Source organism: Hungatella effluvii (assembly GCF_003201875.1).
In the GTDB taxonomy this organism is placed as follows: domain Bacteria; phylum Bacillota; class Clostridia; order Lachnospirales; family Lachnospiraceae; genus Hungatella; species Hungatella effluvii.
The window spans coordinates 14,235-35,456 of record NZ_QJKD01000004.1 but is presented as its reverse complement, the minus strand read 5'-3'; the positions used below and the strand labels follow the sequence as shown (position 1 = coordinate 35,456).

The 21,222-nt window shown below is 42.9% G+C and carries 21 protein-coding genes; 7 read left to right on the top strand and 14 right to left on the bottom strand.

Annotation, left to right across the window (positions count from 1 at the left end; genetic code table 11):
• Positions 1 to 32 precede the first annotated feature (32 nt).
• The 3 genes from DFR60_RS08770 to coaW all read left to right on the top strand — a co-directional run bounded on the left by DFR60_RS08770 (position 33) and on the right by coaW (position 3,073).
• Positions 33 to 1,382, top strand: a complete 1,350-nt coding sequence (locus tag DFR60_RS08770; RefSeq protein ID WP_110322562.1) for an amidohydrolase family protein — start codon at positions 33 to 35, stop codon at positions 1,380 to 1,382.
• Positions 1,370 to 2,158, top strand: coding sequence for a sulfite exporter TauE/SafE family protein (locus DFR60_RS08765; RefSeq protein ID WP_110322561.1), 789 nt, complete (start codon positions 1,370 to 1,372; stop codon positions 2,156 to 2,158). Before DFR60_RS08770 ends, DFR60_RS08765 begins: the two co-directional genes overlap by 13 nt.
• Positions 2,159 to 2,227: 69 nt before the next feature.
• Positions 2,228 to 3,073 (top strand): type II pantothenate kinase, encoded by an 846-nt coding sequence (gene coaW / locus DFR60_RS08760; protein WP_110322560.1) that lies wholly within the window; start codon positions 2,228 to 2,230, stop codon positions 3,071 to 3,073.
• A 71-nt stretch (positions 3,074 to 3,144) separates the two neighbouring features.
• Here coaW and DFR60_RS08755 read toward each other — a convergent pair whose 3' ends face one another.
• The 3 genes from DFR60_RS08755 to DFR60_RS08745 are packed head-to-tail and all read right to left on the bottom strand — an operon-like array spanning position 3,145 to position 5,389.
• Positions 3,145 to 3,648, bottom strand: a complete 504-nt coding sequence (locus DFR60_RS08755) for a DUF4446 family protein (RefSeq protein WP_110322843.1) — start codon at positions 3,646 to 3,648, stop codon at positions 3,145 to 3,147.
• Between the two features lie 26 nt (positions 3,649 to 3,674).
• Complete coding sequence (locus DFR60_RS08750; RefSeq protein WP_110322559.1) at positions 3,675 to 4,616, bottom strand: ParB/RepB/Spo0J family partition protein; 942 nt, start codon at positions 4,614 to 4,616, stop codon at positions 3,675 to 3,677.
• A 2-nt stretch (positions 4,617 to 4,618) separates the two neighbouring features.
• Positions 4,619 to 5,389 (bottom strand): ParA family protein, encoded by a 771-nt coding sequence (locus DFR60_RS08745; protein ID WP_002605400.1) that lies wholly within the window; start codon positions 5,387 to 5,389, stop codon positions 4,619 to 4,621.
• A 242-nt stretch (positions 5,390 to 5,631) separates the two neighbouring features.
• On the opposite strand from DFR60_RS08745, the gene DFR60_RS08740 reads away from it, so the two are divergent.
• A complete protein-coding gene (locus DFR60_RS08740; RefSeq protein ID WP_110322558.1) occupies positions 5,632 to 6,582 on the top strand; it encodes an alpha/beta fold hydrolase in 951 nt (316 codons plus the stop codon).
• 867 nt (positions 6,583 to 7,449) lie between these two features.
• Here the strand turns inward: DFR60_RS08740 and DFR60_RS08735 are convergent.
• From DFR60_RS08735 to DFR60_RS08685, 11 genes are all read right to left on the bottom strand, one after another.
• Positions 7,450 to 7,971, bottom strand: a complete 522-nt coding sequence (locus DFR60_RS08735; RefSeq protein WP_278321380.1) for a CDP-alcohol phosphatidyltransferase family protein — start codon at positions 7,969 to 7,971, stop codon at positions 7,450 to 7,452.
• A gap of 101 nt (positions 7,972 to 8,072) precedes the next feature.
• Positions 8,073 to 8,804: a 16S rRNA (guanine(527)-N(7))-methyltransferase RsmG gene (gene rsmG / locus DFR60_RS08730; RefSeq protein WP_110322556.1), complete on the bottom strand. Its 732-nt coding sequence runs from the start codon at positions 8,802 to 8,804 to the stop codon at positions 8,073 to 8,075.
• Positions 8,788 to 10,794: a tRNA uridine-5-carboxymethylaminomethyl(34) synthesis enzyme MnmG gene (gene mnmG / locus DFR60_RS08725; protein WP_110322555.1), complete on the bottom strand. Its 2,007-nt coding sequence runs from the start codon at positions 10,792 to 10,794 to the stop codon at positions 8,788 to 8,790. Before mnmG ends, rsmG begins: the two co-directional genes overlap by 17 nt.
• A 17-nt stretch (positions 10,795 to 10,811) precedes the next feature.
• On the bottom strand, positions 10,812 to 12,191 hold the full coding sequence (gene mnmE, locus DFR60_RS08720; protein ID WP_110322554.1) for a tRNA uridine-5-carboxymethylaminomethyl(34) synthesis GTPase MnmE: 1,380 nt from the start codon (positions 12,189 to 12,191) through the stop codon (positions 10,812 to 10,814).
• A gap of 69 nt (positions 12,192 to 12,260) precedes the next feature.
• Positions 12,261 to 12,929: an RNA-binding cell elongation regulator Jag/EloR gene (jag, locus tag DFR60_RS08715; RefSeq protein ID WP_002605405.1), complete on the bottom strand. Its 669-nt coding sequence runs from the start codon at positions 12,927 to 12,929 to the stop codon at positions 12,261 to 12,263.
• A gap of 12 nt (positions 12,930 to 12,941) precedes the next feature.
• Entirely contained in the window at positions 12,942 to 14,228 is a 1,287-nt protein-coding gene (locus DFR60_RS08710; protein ID WP_110322553.1) for a YidC/Oxa1 family membrane protein insertase, read from the bottom strand.
• Positions 14,229 to 14,317: 89 nt separating this feature from the next.
• Positions 14,318 to 14,533, bottom strand: a complete 216-nt coding sequence (gene yidD, locus DFR60_RS08705; RefSeq protein ID WP_080552254.1) for a membrane protein insertion efficiency factor YidD — start codon at positions 14,531 to 14,533, stop codon at positions 14,318 to 14,320.
• Between the two features lie 4 nt (positions 14,534 to 14,537).
• On the bottom strand, positions 14,538 to 14,885 hold the full coding sequence (gene rnpA / locus DFR60_RS08700; RefSeq protein ID WP_029466960.1) for a ribonuclease P protein component: 348 nt from the start codon (positions 14,883 to 14,885) through the stop codon (positions 14,538 to 14,540).
• A 143-nt stretch (positions 14,886 to 15,028) separates the two neighbouring features.
• Positions 15,029 to 15,163, bottom strand: a complete 135-nt coding sequence (gene rpmH / locus DFR60_RS08695) for a 50S ribosomal protein L34 (RefSeq protein WP_039891277.1) — start codon at positions 15,161 to 15,163, stop codon at positions 15,029 to 15,031.
• A gap of 278 nt (positions 15,164 to 15,441) precedes the next feature.
• Positions 15,442 to 16,362, bottom strand: a complete 921-nt coding sequence (locus DFR60_RS08690; RefSeq protein ID WP_110322842.1) for a hypothetical protein — start codon at positions 16,360 to 16,362, stop codon at positions 15,442 to 15,444.
• Between the two features lie 602 nt (positions 16,363 to 16,964).
• Positions 16,965 to 17,594 carry an ECF transporter S component gene (locus DFR60_RS08685; protein ID WP_002605410.1) on the bottom strand — a complete coding sequence of 210 codons (630 nt, stop codon included), beginning with the start codon at positions 17,592 to 17,594 and terminating at the stop codon, positions 16,965 to 16,967.
• A gap of 612 nt (positions 17,595 to 18,206) precedes the next feature.
• Here DFR60_RS08685 and dnaA point away from each other — a divergent pair.
• The 3 genes from dnaA (at position 18,207) to DFR60_RS08670 (ending at position 21,222) form a co-directional block, all read left to right on the top strand.
• Positions 18,207 to 19,589, top strand: coding sequence for a chromosomal replication initiator protein DnaA (gene dnaA / locus DFR60_RS08680; RefSeq protein ID WP_110322552.1), 1,383 nt, complete (start codon positions 18,207 to 18,209; stop codon positions 19,587 to 19,589).
• A 273-nt stretch (positions 19,590 to 19,862) separates the two neighbouring features.
• On the top strand, positions 19,863 to 20,984 hold the full coding sequence (gene dnaN, locus DFR60_RS08675) for a DNA polymerase III subunit beta (RefSeq protein ID WP_002605412.1): 1,122 nt from the start codon (positions 19,863 to 19,865) through the stop codon (positions 20,982 to 20,984).
• 28 nt (positions 20,985 to 21,012) lie between these two features.
• On the top strand, positions 21,013 to 21,222 hold the full coding sequence (locus tag DFR60_RS08670; RefSeq protein WP_110322551.1) for an RNA-binding S4 domain-containing protein: 210 nt from the start codon (positions 21,013 to 21,015) through the stop codon (positions 21,220 to 21,222).

Genomic DNA, 21,222 nt, shown 5'->3' with positions numbered 1-21,222 from the left:
TTTTAAATCAATAGATTTATGGAGATTATTATATGAAAGAACCCATCTATGATATACTGATTCAAAATACACGCATCCTGACGCCAGACATGACCATTCGCCCCGGCGTGGATGTCGCCATAAAAGACGGTATGATTTCCAGGATCTGCAGCTCTGGCTCCCTCTCCTGCCCGGAGGCGGAGCAGACTGTAGACGGGAGCCGCCTCCTCTGGATGCCTGGCCTGACAGACGGTCATATGCACACCTGTCAGCAGCTGCTTCGCGGAAAGATTCTGGATGCTCTGCCGATGATCTGGACACGAATTATGCTTCCATTTGAAAGCACTCTGACTCCGGAGGCCGTATCCCTAAGCGCTGCTCTCTCCTCCCTGGAAATGATCCGCGGAGGTACCACTTCCTTCCTCGATGCGGGAGGAATTCATATGGATGAAGCGGCTAAAGTTTACATAAAATCTGGTCTGCGAGGCGCACTCACACTGTCTACCATGGATGATACGAAAGTTCCTGATTCCATGAGGGCTGACGCGGCAGAATCCATTTCCCGTTTAAATGAATACTACAACGCCTGGAACGGCTCCGGCGACGGAAGGCTGAGCGTCTACTACTCTCTCCGCTCCCTGATTTCCTGTTCCGAGGAACTGATTCGCGGTGTATTTGAGGCTGCCTCGGAGCGCAGCGCCATGGTGGAAGCCCATATGAACGAATATCCGAATGAGATCAATTACCACCTGGAGCGCTATCAGATGCGGCCTATGGAGTATTTAGACAGCCTTGGAGTGCTTTCAGATCATTTTGTCAGTGCACACAGCATACTGCTGTCAGAGCATGAGATAGAGCTTATGGCTGCTAATGGAGTTAAGGCAGTCCACTGCCCGTTCAGCAACTGCGGGAAAGGCGTCCCCAATACCCCAAGACTTCTGGAAAGCGGAATATCCGTGGCATTTGGAACGGATGGAACCGCACATGGAGGCATGAGCCTCTTCCAGGAGATGAAGATATTCCGCTCCATCATGAACATCCGTTACGGTGTCCCGGAATCCAACCCTGTAATTATGCCTGCAGAGACGATTCTCTCCATGGCTCTGGAAGGCGGAAGCTGCACGCTCGGTTTACATAACAAATCAGGTCAGCTGAAAGAAGGCTTCTGTGCCGATTTAATTGCGGTTGATTTAGATCAGCCTCATCTTTACCCTACAAACAATCTGGTACACACCCTGGTAGAAAGTGTTTCTTCACAGGATGTGATCCATTCCATCGCCGCGGGGAAATTCCTGATGAGGAACAGAGAGATTCTCACGCTGGACGAAGAAAAAATACGCTTTGAAGCGCATTCCTGGCTTACGAAAAACCATCTTATGGAGGACGAATTATGTTACCGGTAATAGCTGTCATGAACCTGATTGTCGGCACCCTGGTAGGAGTCTCCGGCATCGCCGGATTCCTGCTTCCCATTGTATTCACTGGCTATTTAGGCATGGATTTAAGCCTGTCTCTGGCCTTGAGCTTTATCTCCTTTCTCACCTCGGGAATTATCGGTTCCTACCGCTATCAAAGGCAGGGACAGATGGATCTGAAATTTGGTGTTCTGGTGGGAATCGGAAGTATCGCGGGGGCGGTGCTCGGCGTCAAGCTGAATTTTATGATTCCTCTGACCACCGCTAAGATGTTCCTTTACCTGGTGGTACTGGCGTCTGGTCTCTCTATTCTGGTTAAAAAGGATAAGCCTGAGACTGCTTCCTCTGGTGATTCTTCTGCCGCTTTACCGTCCGGCTCTGCAGTTTATACCGGGTTACTTGGCAACAAGCCGTTCGTACTGTTGTTCGGCTTTATCACAGGCGCTATCTGCGCTCTTTCCGGTGCAGGCGGGCCGATTCTCGTCATGCCAATACTGGTTACGCTTGGAATGCCGGTTCGAACTGCTGTGGGTGTCAGCCTGTTTGACTCCATTTTTATTGCTCTTCCTGCCTGCGTGGGATATCTCTCCAATTGCCCTAAGGAGGGGCTTCTCGTTCTCTGTCTGATCAGCTTTGTATGCCAGGCCATCGGTGTTTTCTTTGGCGCAGGACAGGCTGGACGGATAAATGTAAGGGTTCTCAAGAAAGGGGTAGCTGTTTTTTCAATTGCTATCGCCGTTTATATGATTATTGGATTGATTTAAGAACTTTGCATTCCTGAAAATCTATGATATACTAGGGTCACTGTAATCAATCAAAGGAGATTCTTGACCATGGGAATTATCATAGGAATTGACATCGGAGGAAGCACTACTAAAATTGTTGGTTTTGAAAATAATAACTTGAAAATTCCAACATTCGTGAAAGCTAATAATCCTATTGCATCTCTTTTCGGTGCATTTGGAAAATTTATTTATGACAATGCAATACAGTTAAGTGATATAGAGAAGATCATGATAACAGGAGTCGGAAGCGCCAATGTGGAACAGCCGCTTTATGGCATTCCTACTTTCAAGGTAGATGAGTTTACTTCCAATGGATTGGGTGGCCGCTACTTTACCGGCATGAATGATTTAATTGTGGTCAGTATGGGTACTGGCACCTCTTTTGTCCAGGTAAACGGCGATAAGATCGTGCATACCGGAGGTATTGGTATCGGCGGTGGAACTATCATCGGCTTATCCAGTTTGCTTTTAAAGACACAGGAGATCAGCAAGATCATGGAACTGGCCAGCGGCGGCGATTTAAGTCACGTAGATTTACAGATCTGTGATATTTCCAAGGAGGCCCTTCCTGGACTCCCACTCACCGCTACGGCCTCTAACTTCGGCAAGGTGAGGAGTCAGGTCGACGAAGAGGATATTGCCATCGGCCTCATTAATATGGTGCTTCAGGCAATCGGAAAATCTGCCATTCTTTCCTCTCTCAACAGTGCGATTAACAACTTTGTTATGATTGGCAATCTCGCTAAGTTTCCTCAATGTAAGGATATTTTCTGCTCTCTGGAAACGATGTTCGATGTACATTTCATTATACCGGAACAGGCCGAATATGGTACTGCGATCGGAGCCGCTTTGACGGAGTCGCATCATGCGAATATGTCTCAGATATTGTTATGATATATACAATTACAAAACCCCATTTCATTTGTGAGGAATAATCTCCTCCCAAATGAAATGGGGTTTTTACTTTAATGATATCCCAGTGCCTGCTCCAGAGCGTCTTTCTCTTCACTTCCCAGCAGCACCTCTGTTTCTCCCCGCTCTACTTCTTTGATATAGACGTAGCAGCCTTCTCTGCTGTGTACGGAGTTTAAGACGAATCCAGTATTGGTATAATCGAGAAGAGCCATGGCAAAGCTTAAATTTCCGCCCATACCTTTGAAAGCATTGTATTTCACGAGACCAAATTTCTGGAAAGCGCTTCTGTAATTCTTATTTGTATTGCGGATTGAGTCTTTATTCGCACGGTCTTCCGCCTTCAGCGCCTCGATATCTCCCATCTGTTCCATGATGATTTCCTCAAGGGTTTCTGCGTCTTTACCTCTCATAAAATAATCGTATCTGCGGTAAAGCCTTCTCATCTGAATCAGGCAGATGATTACGATAATCAACAATATTAGTGTAAGTACAGCCAACCCCAGAATAATATAGCCCGGGTCGACCGGCCATAAATCCATCATACTGTTATCCATTTCTTTCGTCCTCACTTCCATTACTACTATCTTATGGATTCTATCAATTCTACTATTCTTTCCAATTCTGACTCAGAATAGTACTCAATTTCTACTCTTCCTTTATTTTTATCTTTTCTGTTAATGCTTACTTTGGTGCCCATCGCTGATTTCATCCGCTCTTCCAGATCACGGAAAATCAGTGCCAGACTCTCATCTTCCACATTCTTTTCCTTCGGATTTTTCTTTTTCGACAGTGACTTGACGATCTTTTCTATCTCACGGACGCTTAAGTTTTCGGCTATAATCTTGCCTGCCAGCTTATATTGAAGCTCGCCATCCTCTACAGTTAAGAGTGCTCGCGCGTGACCTCCGGTTATCTGATTCTGAATCAGCATTTCCTGTACACGTTCATCCAGCTTCAGCAATCTCATACTGTTCGTAATGGTAACGCGGCTCTTACCGACTCTGGCCGCGATCTCTTCCTGCTTCAGTTCAAACTCCTGAATCAATCGCTGGTATGCTCTTGCTTCTTCAATGGGGTTTAAATCTTCACGCTGGACATTCTCTATGAGAGCGATCTCCATTGTCTGCTGTTTCGTATATTCGCGGATAACGACCGGAACTTCCTTGAGACCAGCCAGTTTAGCGGCCCTCCAGCGGCGTTCACCTGCGATGATCTCGTAATAATCACCCTTTTTCTGTACAAGAAGGGGCTGTAAAACTCCATATACCTTCATGGATTCAGCCAGTTCCCCCATTGCTTCCTCGTTAAAGTCCTTTCTGGGCTGTTCACGATTCGGTTCTATGGATGTTACCTTCACCATTAATTCCCTGCCAATGTCGCTGTCTTCCTCTTTTTTCTCCGGTTCCTGAGCCTTTTTACTCTTTGCCTGATGTTTTGCTTCCTGCTCTTCTGCCGCAGATTCCATCACTTCATCTCCAAATATTGCTCCAAGACCCTTTCCTAATCCTGTTCTTTTCGCCATAGCTAAATATCTTCCCCTCTGCTAATTACTTCGGCTGCCAACAGCCGGTAACTCTCCGCACCCGCCGATCTGGAATCGTATAAGTTAATCGGCATTCCATGGCTCGGCGCTTCTGCTAGTCTGACGTTCCTCGGTATAATTGTTTTGTAAATATTTTGATTCAGATTATTTTTTACGCTTTCCACGACTTCCAGTGACAGATTTGTCCTGGCATCATACATGGTAAATACGACTCCTTCCATCTCCAGAGAAGGATTTAACTTCTTCTTAACCAGGTTGACTGTTTTAAGTACCTGATTTAGCCCTTCCAATGCATAATATTCGCACTGAATGGGAACCAATACAGTATTGGCGGCCGTCAGGGCATTGATTGTTAATAAGTTTAATGATGGTGGACAGTCTATGATGATAAAATCATAGTTGTTCTGGATTTTAGAAAGATATGTCTTTAGAAGAGATTCTTTGTTCTCTATTTCTAACAGCTCTATTTCAGCTCCTGCCAGATCTACATTGGAGGGCAGTAGATCCAGATTTTCCTGCATATTAGAAATGAGACATTCCTCAATATCACACTCTCCAACCAGCAAATCATAAACTGTTTTATCTATTTCGCCCTTCTCTATTCCAAGGCCGCTAGTGGCATTTCCCTGCGGATCGAAATCAACAGTTAGTACTTTCTGTCCTGATTCTGCCAGACATGCGGACAGATTAATTGCGGTCGTCGTCTTACCGACACCGCCTTTTTGGTTTGCAATTGCAATAATTCTACCCATGTTTTATATTTCCTCTCCCTGTAACAACCGGAAATTACGGTTCAAAATAGAGTATAGCACATTTCAATTCTTTTTCCTATGCTTTATAAGAAAAAAATAGAGAAATAGGATAAAAATGTTTCACGTGAAACATTTTGCCTAAGATTAAGAATTTTTTAATATGTTCCCCGTTGTAACTGGGATTCTATTATATTATAATAGGAATATATCTGTGCGGACTGGTGCACTGAATGGAGGAAATCATGAAAGCTAAAAATAAATTACTCACACTGCTGACTCTGGCGGCCGGTGCTGCTACTGCTACTGCGGTGATAAATAAATGTATTAAAGTATCTGCCACCTCCAAAAATCTTCTGGCAGAGTCAAAATCTCTTTGCTATAAATGGCGTTTCGGTAACATTCATTATACAAAAACCGGCTCTGGAAAACCCATTTTACTGGTTCATGATTTGACAGCATTTTCCAGTGGCTACGAATGGACACAATTAGTCAACTATTTGAAGGATCAGTATACGGTGTATACGATTGATTTACTCGGCTGTGGACGTTCTGAAAAGCCGGATTTAACGTATACTAACTTTTTATACGTACAGTTGCTATCGGATTTTATAAAATCTGAGATTGGACACCGGACTAATATTATCGCTTCAGGTGCCTCATCTGCGCTTGTGATCATGGCCTGTAATCAAGCTCCAGAGCTGTTTGACCAGATCATGCTGATTAATCCGGACAGTCTTGTCACATGCAGCCAGATACCGAATAAGCATGCGAAATTTTATAAATTTATTCTCGATCTTCCGATTATTGGGACTTTACTGTATCATATAGCCTCCAGTAAACAGGCTATTACGGAGGAATTTACAAGGGACTATTACTGTAACCCATATTCGGTTAAGTCCTCCTATGTAGATGCATATTATGAAGCTGCACACCTGGGTGAGTCTCCGAAATCGTTGTATGCAAGTGTAAAGTGTAATTATACGAAATGTAATATTGTAAATGCATTGAAAAAAATAGATAATAGTATTTATATTGTTGGCGGAACTGCCATGGATTCAATCAGACAGTTAATTGGAGAGTATCATGAGTACAATCCGGCTATTGAGAGCTCGTTGATCAGCGAATCGAAATACTTACCGCAATTGGAGAATCCGATGGAGCTGTATAAGACGATACAGATGTTTTTTGTTTGATACAGATGGACGAGAGTTACGCTACAGAGATTGTAGAGAGTGTGAAGGGAAAAAAAGAGTAAATAGTTTCTTGCTTTAGTTTTTTTTCAGAGTCAGGAGCTAAAGCAGGAAGACAGGAAAATGTGAGGCTTGTGCGTTTTTGGAAGAATTATAAAAAACGCTTCTTTTTTATGTTTATTCAAAATTATGTTTTGATACTAGTGCTCCATCCAGTCAGAAACCTTAGTATCAGTGCTGAATATTTTGTCAGTCTGCAAGGCGGAGGAGGGAAGCGGAGTGGTTCCTCCGCTGACTGATGACAACGCGGCAGATGGCAAAATAGGCAGTGCTGATACTATGGTTTTTGGCCGGATGGAGCACTAGATTTCACTACTCTTTTTTCTGCGGTCCTGCCTAATTTACTATGAACTTGGAAAAGAAAACAATTTACTCTTCCGCTTCTATCATGCGATTCAGAATTAGTTGGCCTTGTAGTAGGCCTTCTATCTGTATTGACTCGTGATTAATACCTTACCTTTAATTACTATTTTGACTCGAGACACAGTTTTAGAAGATTGCCACATATATGTTTATAAAGAGAAGAAAAGCTTTATATCTTTTTATTTATATCAAAAACGCATCTTACTATTTACAAAGTAAGAAATAGATACATTCAAAAAATGGAACTATATACAGTGAGTTATAACTGAACATAATAATCTTGTATCAGACAAATAAGCTAGACACTCAAACATTATTGGCATGCTATTTTAATACTTATTACTTTAGTTTATTACTTTTCAAACTCCATCATTATTAATCTTTCTAATATAATACGTTATAATACAACATAGAGAAAGAGATAGTATAGTTTTTTTTATAACTATGCTATCTCTTTCCCCTAAAAAAAAGTCCTTTACAATCTCTGTCTAATCTACTACTTTTCACAGTAATCACTAATTCTTCAACTGATGCAACAAATGATATAATACACACAATAGTTCCCGCGACATCTAACTTCAAAATAATATATAATAATGGAAACATAAAAATCAACAATCCAGATGCTTTATTAAAGTAAGTATGCAGAGAAGAAAATGTACGATATTTATAAAATCCAACACTAAATGTAATGATTCGAGTTACTAAAATTAAACTTATAAAGCGCCATAACCATCCTGGCAAAAATATATGTTTAAGTACTATAATAAATATCGAAACAGCAAATACAAAATCTGCAATACTATCAATCTTTGCTCCTTTTGCGCTTTGCTGATTTAAAGTTCTGGCAACGAAACCATCCAGAAGATCACTTAGGCCTCCCAGAAAATAACAGATCCAGAAGGCTATAGAAAATGGTTTTATATACAGAATTGCAATGGCAAAGATAATGCGTGAGGATGTTATAATATTGGCCAGGTTTTTAATGACTCTCTCTCCTTTCTATTTTCTGGATGGTTTGGTATATTAATAGCCGGATGTTTCACGTGAAACATCCGGCTATGATTTAATTACTTTAAAGGCTCTTTGGCGGGTACCCCTGCTTTGCGTGGATACTTTTTTGATATCTCATTTACCTTCTCTATTTTGACTAATGTACGCTCTGCATCTGCTCCATCCAGTGTAAAGCTTTCAACGCTGGATAATTTACCGCTTAAAAGAAAAATCGCATGTTTTGCCGATGCAAGTTCTTCTTCTATTTTTCCTGATTTGTATGAGATAAAGAAGCCGCCTGGTTTCACAAAAGGCATACAGTATTCCGAAAGTGTCGATAAATTCGCAACCGCTCTGGAAACTGAAAGATCGTATTTCTCACGATATTCTTTTTCTCTACCCAAATCCTCCGCTCTGCTGTGAACTGCCTGGATTTCCTTTAAATCCAATTTTTCGATTACTTCGTTTAAAAATTTAACCCTTTTATTCAGAGAATCCATTAGCGTTATTTTTAATTGTGGAAATGCAATTTTTAATGGAATTCCGGGAAAACCAGCCCCAGTGCCAATATCAATGATACGATAAGGATTAAGTGATATCTCTTCTACTGATTTTATTAAAGCAAGACTATCGACAAAATGCTTTGTAATCACTTCATTCTGCTCTGTAATCGCTGTCAGATTCATTACCTTATTCCACTCAACTAATATTTCGTAATATTTGTAAAATTGAATTATTTGTGAATCTTCTAATTTTATAGAAAATTGATTCAATTCTTGATTTAATCTATCTTTAAATTCTGCAGTCATCTGACACTTCCTTCCCTGTCACTTCTTCTGTTTCCCTGGATGACGCCAGTCTCTCTGTCTTCCGCTCAGGCTCTGGCTCAGAATCTGGAATGGAATCCTTTTCCATTCTATTCTGATAACGAAGCTGCTCTAAATGAACAAGAAGAACCGAGATATCGGCAGGGGATACTCCTGAGATTCTTGAAGCCTGTCCAATGGACATCGGTCTGTATAAATCCAGCTTCTGGGCGGCTTCTTTCCGCAGACTCTTTACACTGCTATAGTCAAAATTTGCATCCAGCTTTTTATTTTCCAGCTTCTTATATTGGGCTACCTGTTGTTTTTGGCGGCGGATATAGCCGTCGTACTTTATATTTATGTCAACCTGTTCAATTACATCGGTTGGTAATTCTGGTCTTTTAGGGTCCAATTCAGTTAACATAACATAATTCAGTTCTGGTCTTCTGATCAGTTCAGCCAATGTAGTTCCTGTCTTTAAGATGGTACTTCCATTTCTCTCCAAAAAGTCCTGAACTTCCCTGGAAGCTCCTATATTAGTGGCTTCCAGACGCTTTATCTCAGCGTCAATGGCGGCTTCCTTCTTCAGAAGCTTCTCGTACTGTTCGTCAGTGACAAGTCCCATTTCATGACCGATTCCCATCAGACGCAGATCCGCATTATCCTGACGTAAAAGCAGACGGTACTCCGCACGGGAAGTCATCATGCGGTACGGCTCATGGCTTTCCTTCGTTACCAGATCATCAATTAAAACGCCGATATAAGCCTGGGATCGGTCCAGAACAAAGCTATCTCTTCCCAATACCTTCATAGACGCGTTTACGCCGGCCATAAAGCCCTGGACTGCCGCTTCCTCATAACCAGAACTGCCGTTGAACTGACCGCCGCTGAACAGGCCGCTGATGGCCTTAAATTCCAACGTAGCATTCAGCTGTCGGGAATTGATACAATCATACTCAATCGCATATGCATTTCGCACGATTTTTACATGCTCCAGTCCCGGAACAGTCCGGTACATGGCATGCTGCACATCCTCAGGAAGAGAACTCGACATACCGCCTAAGTACATTTCATTCGTATACAATCCCTCCGGTTCTACAAAGACCTGATGACGGTTCTTATCCGGAAATTTTACCACCTTGTCCTCTATAGACGGACAGTATCTGGGTCCTGTACCCTCGATCGCACCGGAAAACAACGGAGAGCGGTCAAGATTGGCCCGGATAATCTCATGAGTCTTCTCGCTGGTATACGTAAGCCAGCAGGATACCTGCTCCTTCTGGATGGTTTCGGGATCCGTAGAGAAGGAAAAGGGTACTATTTTCTTATCACCGAACTGCTCTTCCATCTTGGAAAAATCGATGCTCCGCTTATCCACTCTGGCCGGAGTTCCCGTCTTAAAACGGTACATCTCAATCCCATGTGCCTTCAGTGATTCCGTCAGATAATTCGCCGCCTGAAGACCATTAGGCCCTGTGGCGTTACTCACATCGCCGTAGATACATCTTGCCTTTAAATACGTCCCCGTAGCCAGAACAGCCGCCTTACAGTGATATACCGCTCCGGAAAATGTCTTTACTCCTGTAAGGACTCCATTTTCCACGATAATATCGGAAACCTCTGCCTGGCGAATCGTAAGATGATCCGTATTCTCCAGTGTGTTTCTCATCTCTCTGGAGTAATTCTGCTTGTCCGCCTGCGCACGCAGGGAATGGACGGCAGGTCCCTTCGATTCATTCAGCATTTTAGACTGAATAAAGGTCTTGTCAATATTCTTCCCCATCTCTCCGCCCAAGGCATCCAGCTCTCTCACCAGATGGCCCTTGGAGCTTCCTCCTATATTGGGATTACAGGGCATCAGCGCAATGCTGTCCACGCTGACTGTAAACATGATGGTCTCAAGGCCCAGTCTGGCTGCCGCCAGCGCCGCCTCGCAGCCGGCGTGCCCGGCTCCAACCACCACAATGTCATATGATTCTTCTAAATTTGGCATAACAACCTTCCTTCTCTCTATTTACCCATGCAGAATTTACTGAATATCTCATTGACCAGATCGTCTTCCACCGCTTCTCCTATAATCAGGCCCAGCTGCTCGTAAGCATCCATCAGATCGATGGAATAGAAGTCTTCCGGCATAGCGTTTTCGACGCTCTGCTCCACCATTTCCAGGCTTCTGTATGCCTGTTCCAATGCATTCTTATGTCTGACATTCGTAATCGTAACTTCATCATTAAAATCAATCTCACCATGGTAAAACATGGCCTTAATCTCTTCTTCCAGATTCTCAATCCCCACCCGCTCTTTCGCAGAGATAGAGATAACCCGGTGTGTCGTCCTGGATGCCAGCATCTCCGCGCTGATCTCCATTGCCAGGTCCGATTTATTCAAAAGGACGACTGCCTTTCTTTCCCTGATAAACTCCAGAATTTCATCGTCATTTTCATCGAGAGGACAGGAACCATCCACCACATAGATGATTAAATCGGCGGCATCGGCGGCATTTCTGGCCTTCTCCACACCGATTTTCTCCACAATATCGTCTGTATCACGGATGCCTGCCGTATCGATCACATTCAGAGTGATGTCTTCCAGCCGGATGGTTTCCTCCAGCGTATCTCTCGTGGTTCCCGCCACATCCGTAACGATGGCGCGCTCTTCTCCCACGAGAACATTCATCAGGGAAGATTTTCCTGCATTTGGTTTTCCCAGAATGACTGTCTTGATTCCCTCCGTCATCACTCTGCCGTTATCAGCCGAGCAAATCAGCTTCCATAAGCCTTCTTTCATCCCCCTGATCGCGGATAAGAGCGACTCTCCATACCCATCCAGAGAGATGTGTTCCGGATCATCCAGCGCAGATTCAATAAATGCGATCTGATAGATAATCTGCTCCCGAAGCGCCTTTACCGCCTTCGAGACCGCGCCATCCAGCTGGCTGACAGAAGCCTTTAACGCATACTCATTTTTGGAATTGATAACATCGATGACCGCTTCCGCCTGGGCCAGATCCATCCGCCCGTTTAAGAACGCCCTCTTCGTAAATTCTCCAGGCTCCGCAGGCCGGGCTCCATATTTTAATACTGTTTCCAATATCTTTTTCGTAATCAAAACGCCGCCGTGACAGTCAATCTCAACCGTGTCCTCAGCAGTAAAACTCTTCGGTCCTCTCATTAACATGACCAGAACCTCGTCGATGATCTCATCCCCATCTGCAATATATCCATAATGGATGGTATGGGAAGGTGCCTCTGATAATTTCCGGCTGTTTTTTCCTTTCCCTCTGTAAATCTTATCTATAATTGTAAATGCCTCGTCTCCGCTGATCCTGACGATACCGATTCCCGAGCTGCTCATGGCAGTGGCAATTGCTGCAATTGTATTCATCTTCATATTTTTCACCTGAAAAAGAAAAGGGGTGAGGTGCCTTCCGACAGCCCCAACCCCTCAATCGACGTTACTCTATTTATCTCTGTTATCCTGATAGCGTTCCTTCTTCGAGTAGTCCTTTTTTAAGGAGATAACTACGTGACGGAATGGCTCCTCGCCCTCGCTTCGTGTTACGACATACTTATCATTCTGAAGTGCAGAATGAATAATTCTTCTTTCATATGGATTCATAGGCTCCAACGATACGGAACGTCTCGTTCTCTTCACTTTATAAGCGATATTCTTAGCCAGTGTCTCCAGTGTCTCTTTTCTTCTCTCCCGATAATTCTCTGTATCCAGCTTCACCCGGATATAATCTTCGCTCTCCCTGTTTACAACAAGGCTTACGAGATACTGAAGAGAATCTAAGGTCTGACCGCGCTTTCCAATTAGGATTCCCATATCGTCGCCTGCCAGATTGATGGAAAGCTCTTTTTCTTCCTGATTAAAAGCGGTCTCAATATTCACACCCATATCCATGGCGCCGAATACTTCTCCGAGAAATGCAATCGCTTTATCATCAATAGTCTCTTTCTTTCTTGCACGAATGATGGCCGGTTTGGAACCGATGAATCCCAGAATTCCACTGTTTCCTTTATCAACAATCTCATACTCCAGCTTATCACTGGTTGTTTCCAATTCGATTAATGCCTTTGTAATTGCTTCATCTACGGTTTTAGCTGAAACTGTAATCATATCCATCCGGAACCCCTCCTATTTACTGTGCTTTTCGTTATATTTCTGAACCATACGTGCCTTTGCAGAAATACTGTTGGGATTGGCCGCTCCGCTGCTGTAATAATCATTGGAGGCCTTCATCTGCTCCTGCGTCTTCTCAATCTTTTCCTGTCTCTCAGTCTCTTCTCTCTCATTCGCTGCCTGAATGCTCTTTAAATTGGCAGTTGCATTCTGAGAAACCTTCTGCGGAGGAAGTCCCTTTTTCGCACGTTTCTTATTTGCCTTTTCAACGTTCTGTTTTACCATCTCGTCAATATCAATCTTATCCATATAGCGGTTCACCAATACCTGCTGAATTACCTGGAACACACTGGATGCGATCCAGTAGATACCGATACCGGAAGCAAATGTAAAACAGAAGAATACGGACATAAGAGGCATCATGGTATTCATCATCTTCATAGACTGAGCCATGGAATTCCCATCATCATTACCGGCTGACGGCTGGTTAACAGTCATTAATTTTGCACTTAACCACTGAGACAAACCTGCAAGAATCGGGATTAAAATAGCCAGGCTGAAGTTAAAGCCGCCTGTAAAGCCATTGGGGAACATGACACTGAACGGTGTGCTCGCCAGGTTAATGCCCAGGAAAGAGTTCATATGCTCAATCTTAGCCGCATTTTCCACGATTGTTCCCTGTATGCTTGGGAATAAGTCCTGAAGTGCAGCCCACTGAGTCGGGTTCAGCTGATAAAGAAAGTCAACAAGGCCATTATTAGTAGCTATATCCTTTACCATCGCCATATTTACCTTATTATCTGTTGCAAACTGAGTCAGCATTCCCACATGATCCACACCGAGAGACGTAATCGATGTTACTACGTTCATGAATACATCCTTAACACTGGATACATAGGCCGGAATATGGTAAATAACCTGATAAAGAGCAAACAGAATCGGCATCTGAATAACGAGCTGTAAACAGCCGCCTGTCATGGATGTGCCGTATTTTTCATATAAAGCCTGGATTTCCACATTTTGCTTCATCATGGAATCCTGGTCTTTTTTTCCTTTATACTTTGCCTGAATGGCATTCAGTTCCGGCTGCATAATACTCATCAGCTTGGATGATTTCTGTTGTTTTAACGTCAGCGGGAACATAAGAAGTTTTGTAACGAGTGTAAATAAGATAATACATAAACCAATGTTCTGAATTCCAAAAATACTGGTCAGCTTAAACAGCCAATCCATAATGATTCCCAGAACAGTTGCGAACGGCCCCAAAATGCCTCCGACTTTCGTGAGTACTAAAAATTCCAATGAACTACCTCCTCATTTTCCCCTGAACGAATACGATGGGGACTTTCCTTAATTCCCCTGAGCGAATCCCCTGGGGACTTTCCTGTCTGTTACGGAACTGGATCATAACCGCCTTTTGCAAAAGGATGACACCGAAGTATCCTCTTACAAGCCAAAAATGTACCTTTGAACACGCCGTACTTCTGCAGTGCCTCAATGGCGTATTGAGAACACGTAGGCGTGTAGATGCAGTGAGTTCTTACTTTCAGCGGGGAAAGAAATTTCTGATATCCCCGAATCAACAAAATCATGATTTTTTTTACCATAAGATCACTTCGATTCTTTTTTTAAAATGTTATGCAGTCCGCACAAGTGCAAATATGCACTCTCGATTGTTTTATAACTCTCTTCTTTTGCTGCCGCTCTGGCGACAACCACGATGTCTAACCCGGTCTCTGTCATGTCTTCATGAAGCCTGAAGCTTTCTCTCAATAATCTGGTTATATGATGCCGGACCACACTGTTGCCAACTTTTTTGCTGACCGAAATCCCGATTCTGGTTTCCGGCCTGTCCGTCTTTTTCACATACATGACAAGTAACTTGTTTGCATAGGATTTCCCAGTCTGGTAAACCTCCTGAAAATCCCGGTTTTTTTTAATCGAATTAAAATGTTTCATGAACTCCCTCACTCCTCGCCGCTCACGGAAATGAAGAAAAGAAAAGGCCACAATTACTTGCGGCCTGGTCCATCATTTCCCCTGAACGCATGTGAAGGGGCTTTCCATGATTCCCCTGTACAGATGCGAGGGGATTTCTTTCCTTAAGCTGATAATTTCGCTCTACCTTTTGCTCTTCTGGAAGCTAAAACTTTTCTTCCGCCTGGAGTGCTCATTCTGGCTCTGAAACCATGAACTTTAGATCTCTGTCTATTCTTTGGCTGAAACGTCATCTTCATATCTACGGACACCTCCTCTTATTACAATAGCTTATCATAGCAATATGAATAAACATATTGAGACTATTTTAGTTAAACATCGTTTCAATTATATAGAAGAAATAAAGGTTCGTCAAGCTAAAAATACGATTTTTTCTTATAAAATAAGGGTTATACCATAAAATGTAGGTACTCATAAATTCATTTACTACATTTTGTATCAAAAAAAATCAGGCGGCCTTTCTATTTGCTTCCGGCCGCCTGATTTTCTGGAATTTTATAATATTTTTTTTATTTCGTTACGATTTCATGATTTCTTCCATCCGCTCCATAGATATATGCAGGATTTCGGCCGCCTCTTCCGGAGACTTCCCCTGCAAGAGGAGCTTTAATGCATCAACTTCACTCTGTTTTTCTTCTATCTCTTTTTCCTTTTTCTTAATTTCTTTCTTATGCTCCATCTCGATTACATCAATATCCAGAATCAATGCCTCTTCCACTGCCTCACTCACCCCTTCATCCGCTACTTCCTGATATTTGTCGTAGATATGATGATATAACTGCAGAGTCAGACTCTTTAATTTACGTCCGTCAGTCGGTGTAATATTACCTGCCTCCACATTCATTGCTATGGAATTAATTATATCATGTGTGACTAGGTATTTCAACGCCTTCAGGTTTTCCTCAGTTATCTCTTTTTCAATTTCCTTCCTGAGTTTTAAGAGTTGGAACGGGATTAAAATAATCATATTTTTTTGATGCAGTTCTTCCTGAGACAGGGCAAGATATTTGATCACCGGAACCTTGTAATGATAGACACCTTGTTTTCCGAACCGAATCTCCAGTGTCTTCTCTGCCGGTACTGCTTTCGCCTCATAGAGACAGATCAGAATCGGCTCCGGAAATTCCAGAACCGCCTCATCCTTCTGTTTTTTTATAGCATGATTAAATCCATATTCCAGAATTCGAAACGTAATACTTCCATCCTCCGACATCTGAAACTCCAGATGGTAACTGCTGACTCCCCCAATTGTAATGATTGTATCTGCCAGCGTCTTTCTCAAATCATCATCTTCATGTTCCGTCCAGTTATACGTCACTTCACTGTCCAGAGGATGGTTTACCTCGTAAATACCATTAATAAACTGTATTATTGCACGGTTTGACAGCATCAAACACCTCTTAGCCATCCGGTCATACATGTCGTGATACTCTTTCATCCGATCACTCTCCCCTTCCATCAATACCTTCGCCTTTTTTACAGCACAAAAACACATCACCGCCGCACATTCATACGCATACGCCGCCTTTCCCTTTGCTGCCCATATAAAATTAGAAAATTGCTGAGAAATTTTCGGAGGAACCTCCATGAAATTCCCTGACAACCGGTTTTGACCAGTCTTATCGGCAATTTGATCAGATGTTCTTATGAAAGAACAGATTAACGTTAAACTCTCTCTGTAGTACTACCTGATAATCATACCACATTCCTTCTTTATCGTAAACACAAAAAGCTTTATATTACCGCACCCTTTCCAATCATCCACTGTATGCTCCTGCTAGTTTAGAACGGAGTACGAAAATGTATCCCTTTTCATCTTCTGTCAATTTATAAGATAAGAACATCATAAACTTAACAGGAAAGGGGAAAGCTGCAATGCAAAAGAAATACAGAGCCGCTCTGATCGGCTGCAGCGGCATGGAGGAGGTAATAATAGCATTTATAATATCATCTATATAAATGCTATTATTTTCAAAAAAAGAACGCCGGCATCCGCCGGCGTTACAACATAAATTTTAATTTTATCTTCCATTATATCACTTATCTCTTCATCGCCTTAAACAGCGCCTGCGTAATAGCCACAGTCAAAACTCCCGCCACAATGGCCTCGGGAACTCCATTCATACAGATGATTCCCAGGATGACTGCATAGATTCCCTCAGACAGTCCTCTCGCCGCTGCTCCATACTCTTTTCCAAAACATAAGTAGATCAGATTCATTACCAAAAGTGTGTTGGTTAATGATCCGGCAACTGCCGCCGCAGCCAGAGCGATGCTTCTTCTTGCCTTGTTCGCTTTCAGGGTCCTCATAATACCTCTGAATACGTAATACGCCACGATTCCAATCAGAATTCTCGGCACCAGGCAGATCACCAGGCTCCAGAAATTCCCGCCGTACTCTCCTATTTTAATAAATGGAGAGAATACAAACGATGTGGCATTCGGCATGTACGTGTTTTTCCACAGACTGGTCAATCCAAACACCAATCCTAAGAATCCGCCATATTTTGGTCCAAGTATAATGGCTCCAATTATGACCGGAACGTGAATGATGGTGGCATTCATGAATCCCAGCGGGATATACCCGAAAGGCGTAAATGCCATGATGATGATAATGGCCATAAAGACTGCGGCCAGTACCAGGTTGCGGGTTTTGTTCTCAATATTCATTTTTTTCCTCCTGTGCTACTGTTCTTTTCTCAAGATAACTATTCAGTCGTACCTCCCTCATAGCTATAGGCGTGCACACAAGTCACAAAAACGTGACTTGGCGCTGCAACCCTCGGGTTTTTTGCTGAATACTTACTTTTCTCAAGATACAATGCAACGGTTACAAGCGCATTATACCGAGCGGAGGCCGCCGCGTCAATGGTGTTATGTGTACTTTTTCACATGCATTTTGTTAATTTACATAATGTTATCCCCAAAATGTGGATAAGTTGTTGATAACTCTCTGGATAAGCTCTTGATAACCTGTTTTTTGTTCACACCCCGCATTCAGAAGGCCTCTTAGATTCAAATCTTTCTGTCTGTGTATAAATGAACTTAGAAATATCCTCATTTTTGTGGACAACTCCCCTTCAAAATAATTATCAACACACCATAAACAACAAATTCACATGTCTTACACATACTTATCCACAAAAATTTTCTATTATCATTGAAAATTGTTCCGAAATAGTATAAAATGGTTTTAGATTGGGCTAATGCGCACTATTCCCCCAAACAGGTATGAGGGGGACTTTCCGTTATTTGCATTTTGATAGATGTAGGAGACTTGAGATGTTAGAAAAGTTAAAAGAAAAATGGGACGAAATCTTACTGAATTTGAAGGAAGAGCACGAAATTACCGATGTTTCCTTCAAAACCTGGCTTCTCCCACTGAAAGTACATTCCATAAGCGGAGACACCGTAACGGTTACCGTCCCGGACGTGGAATTTTTAGGGTATATCCGTAAAAAGTACGGTTTCCTTTTAAAAATTACCATTGAAGAGGTAACAGGATTTGAATGTAACGTGGACTTCGTTGTGGAAAACCAGGTTCCGCAGGAGGAAGTTCCAAAGGCCCAGACCGGGAATACGCTGATTAACAACGCGCTTAACACGGTCAGCCAGTCGGCCATCATAAACGCCAATTTAAATCCTAAATATACATTCGATACCTTTGTAGTCGGTGCCAATAACAATCTGGCCCATGCTGCATCTTTGGCGGTTGCCGAATCCCCAGGAGAAATCTACAACCCACTTTTTATCTATGGAGGCGTGGGACTCGGAAAAACGCATCTGATGCATTCCATCGGTCATTTTATTTTGAAAAATAATCCGAATGCAAAGGTTCTTTATGTAACGAGTGAGAAATTTACCAACGAGCTGATCGATGCCATCCGTAATAAGAACAACTTCTCTCCTACTGAGTTCCGCGATAAGTACAGGACGAACGACGTTCTGCTGATCGATGATATTCAGTTCATTATCGGCAAGGAAAGTACACAGGAAGAATTCTTCCACACGTTCAATGCATTATATGAATCCAAAAAACAGATTATTATCTCCTCAGATAAACCGCCGAAAGAAATTGAGACGCTGGAAGAACGTCTCCGTTCCCGGTTCGAATGGGGCCTGACCGTAGACATCCAGTCTCCGGACTACGAGACAAGGATGGCCATCCTCCGGAAGAAGGAAGAGATGGAAGGCTACAACATCGATAACGAGGTAATTAAATACATTGCCACCAACATTAAGTCCAATATCCGTGAGCTGGAAGGCGCCCTGACAAAAATTGTCGCTCTTTCCAGGCTGGACAACAAGGAAATCACCGTAGAGCTGGCAGAAGAAGCCTTAAAGGACATCATTTCCCCTAATGACAAGCGGGAAGTGACGCCGGAACTGGTCATCCAGGTGGTGGCGGACCACTACGGTATCACTCCCCTCGATATCTGTTCCCAGAAACGGAATAAGGAAATCGTCTATCCGCGTCAGATTGTCATGTACTTGTGCCGCGAAATTGTGGGCACACCGCTGCAGGCCATTGGAAAGTATTTGGGGGGACGCGATCACACGACCATCATCCATGGAATCGAAAAGATAAAAGCCGATGTTGCCAAGAATGATTCCAATTTAATAAACACTCTTGATATCCTCAAGAAAAAACTTAGTCCGCAGTAGATTCATCCACAATTTCATGTGAATTGGATGTTGATTCCCTGTGGATAACCAGGGGGTTCTTTTCCGTTCTCAGGCTCATGTGGATAACCTGAGAGTTTTCCTGAAGTAATGTGGACGTTATTCACACTCTTATTCACAGGGAAAAGCCTGTCCCCCTCGAAGGTTCAAGGGCTTTTACACATACCCACAGCCCCTACTACTAATACGACGGAATTTATCTATTTATCTATCTATAAAATTCGTGAATTTACTGAAAAGGAGTTATCAACAATTATGAAGCTGACATTTCAACAGGATGCCATTTTAAACGGCATCAACATCGTTTTAAAAGCAGTTCCATCCAAGACAACCATGTCGATCTTAGAATGCATCTTCATCGATGCCAGCGGTTCAGAGATCAAACTGACAGCCAACGATATGGAACTCGGTATTGAAACTAAAGTAGAAGGAACCATCCATGAACGCGGTAAGATCGCTCTGGATGCCAAGCTGTTATCCGAAATCGTCCGAAAGCTTTCATCCGCAGGTGATTCTGTCGTTACCATTGAAAGCGATGAAAAATTCACCACCACGATTTCCTGCGAAAAATCCGTATTCCATATTCAGGGACGTGACGGAGAAGAATTCGCATACCTTCCCTATATAGAAAGAGATAATTACATCTGCCTTTCCCAGTTCACACTGAAGGAAGTCATCCGGCAGACCATCTTCTCCATTGCTCCCAACGACAGCAATAAGATGATGACCGGTGAATTATTCCAGGTCTCCGGAAGCCAGTTAAAGGTCGTTTCTCTGGATGGCCACCGTATTTCCATCCGGAATGTGGAATTAAAAGATACGTATCATGATATAAAAGTCATCGTTCCTGGCAAGACTCTCAGTGAGGTCAGCAAGATTTTAGGCGGCGACAACGAAAAGGAAGTGCTGATTTTCTTCAGCAGCAACCACATTTTATTCGAGTTTGATGATACCATTGTGGTATCCCGTCTGATTGAAGGCGAGTATTTCCGGATCGACCAGATGCTTTCCAGCGATTACGAGACAAAGATCACGGTTAATAAGCGGGAACTCTTAGATTCCATCGAGAGGGCAACCATCCTGATCCGTGAGAATGACAAGAAGCCGCTGATCATCAATGTGGTGGATCAGGAGCTGCAGCTTAAGATGAATTCCAGCTTTGGATCCATGAACGCTGAAGTGACGGCCCATAAGACAGGCAGCGATATTATGATCGGCTTTAATCCGAAGTTCCTGATTGATGCGCTCAGAATCATCGATGACGAAGAAGTTACTCTTTATATGCTGAATCCGAAATCCCCGTGCTTTATCAGGGATGAAGAAGGAAAATATATCTATTTAATTCTTCCGGTCAACTTCAATGCCGCATCCGTTTAGGATGACGGGATGAAAAAAGGAGAAAAAATTGGAAATAATCAAGTTAAGAGATGAATACATCAAGCTTGGCCAGGCCCTGAAAGCAGTGGGTCTGGTCGGCTCCGGCGTGGATGCAAAATATGTAATAGAAGAAGCCTTAGTCAAAGTAAACGGCAGGACTGAGCTTCAGCGAGGCAAAAAACTGAGAGCCGGAGATATCGTCGAGTACGACGGAAAGACGATTAAAATCGAGGAATAA

Coding starts and splice junctions, on each gene's coding strand:
- DFR60_RS08770 (WP_110322562.1), top strand. CDS start 33: ATGAAAGAACCCATCTATGATATACTGATTCAAAATACACGCATCCTG.
- DFR60_RS08765 (WP_110322561.1), top strand. CDS start 1,370: ATGTTACCGGTAATAGCTGTCATGAACCTGATTGTCGGCACCCTGGTA.
- coaW (WP_110322560.1), top strand. CDS start 2,228: ATGGGAATTATCATAGGAATTGACATCGGAGGAAGCACTACTAAAATT.
- DFR60_RS08755 (WP_110322843.1), bottom strand. CDS start 3,648: ATGGATAACAGTATGATGGATTTATGGCCGGTCGACCCGGGCTATATT.
- DFR60_RS08750 (WP_110322559.1), bottom strand. CDS start 4,616: ATGGCGAAAAGAACAGGATTAGGAAAGGGTCTTGGAGCAATATTTGGA.
- DFR60_RS08745 (WP_002605400.1), bottom strand. CDS start 5,389: ATGGGTAGAATTATTGCAATTGCAAACCAAAAAGGCGGTGTCGGTAAG.
- DFR60_RS08740 (WP_110322558.1), top strand. CDS start 5,632: ATGAAAGCTAAAAATAAATTACTCACACTGCTGACTCTGGCGGCCGGT.
- rsmG (WP_110322556.1), bottom strand. CDS start 8,804: ATGACTGCAGAATTTAAAGATAGATTAAATCAAGAATTGAATCAATTT.
- mnmG (WP_110322555.1), bottom strand. CDS start 10,794: ATGCCAAATTTAGAAGAATCATATGACATTGTGGTGGTTGGAGCCGGG.
- mnmE (WP_110322554.1), bottom strand. CDS start 12,191: ATGAAGATGAATACAATTGCAGCAATTGCCACTGCCATGAGCAGCTCG.
- jag (WP_002605405.1), bottom strand. CDS start 12,929: ATGGATATGATTACAGTTTCAGCTAAAACCGTAGATGAAGCAATTACA.
- yidD (WP_080552254.1), bottom strand. CDS start 14,533: ATGGTAAAAAAAATCATGATTTTGTTGATTCGGGGATATCAGAAATTT.
- rnpA (WP_029466960.1), bottom strand. CDS start 14,885: ATGAAACATTTTAATTCGATTAAAAAAAACCGGGATTTTCAGGAGGTT.
- rpmH (WP_039891277.1), bottom strand. CDS start 15,163: ATGAAGATGACGTTTCAGCCAAAGAATAGACAGAGATCTAAAGTTCAT.
- DFR60_RS08690 (WP_110322842.1), bottom strand. CDS start 16,362: ATGAAAGAGTATCACGACATGTATGACCGGATGGCTAAGAGGTGTTTG.
- DFR60_RS08685 (WP_002605410.1), bottom strand. CDS start 17,594: ATGAATATTGAGAACAAAACCCGCAACCTGGTACTGGCCGCAGTCTTT.
- dnaA (WP_110322552.1), top strand. CDS start 18,207: ATGTTAGAAAAGTTAAAAGAAAAATGGGACGAAATCTTACTGAATTTG.
- dnaN (WP_002605412.1), top strand. CDS start 19,863: ATGAAGCTGACATTTCAACAGGATGCCATTTTAAACGGCATCAACATC.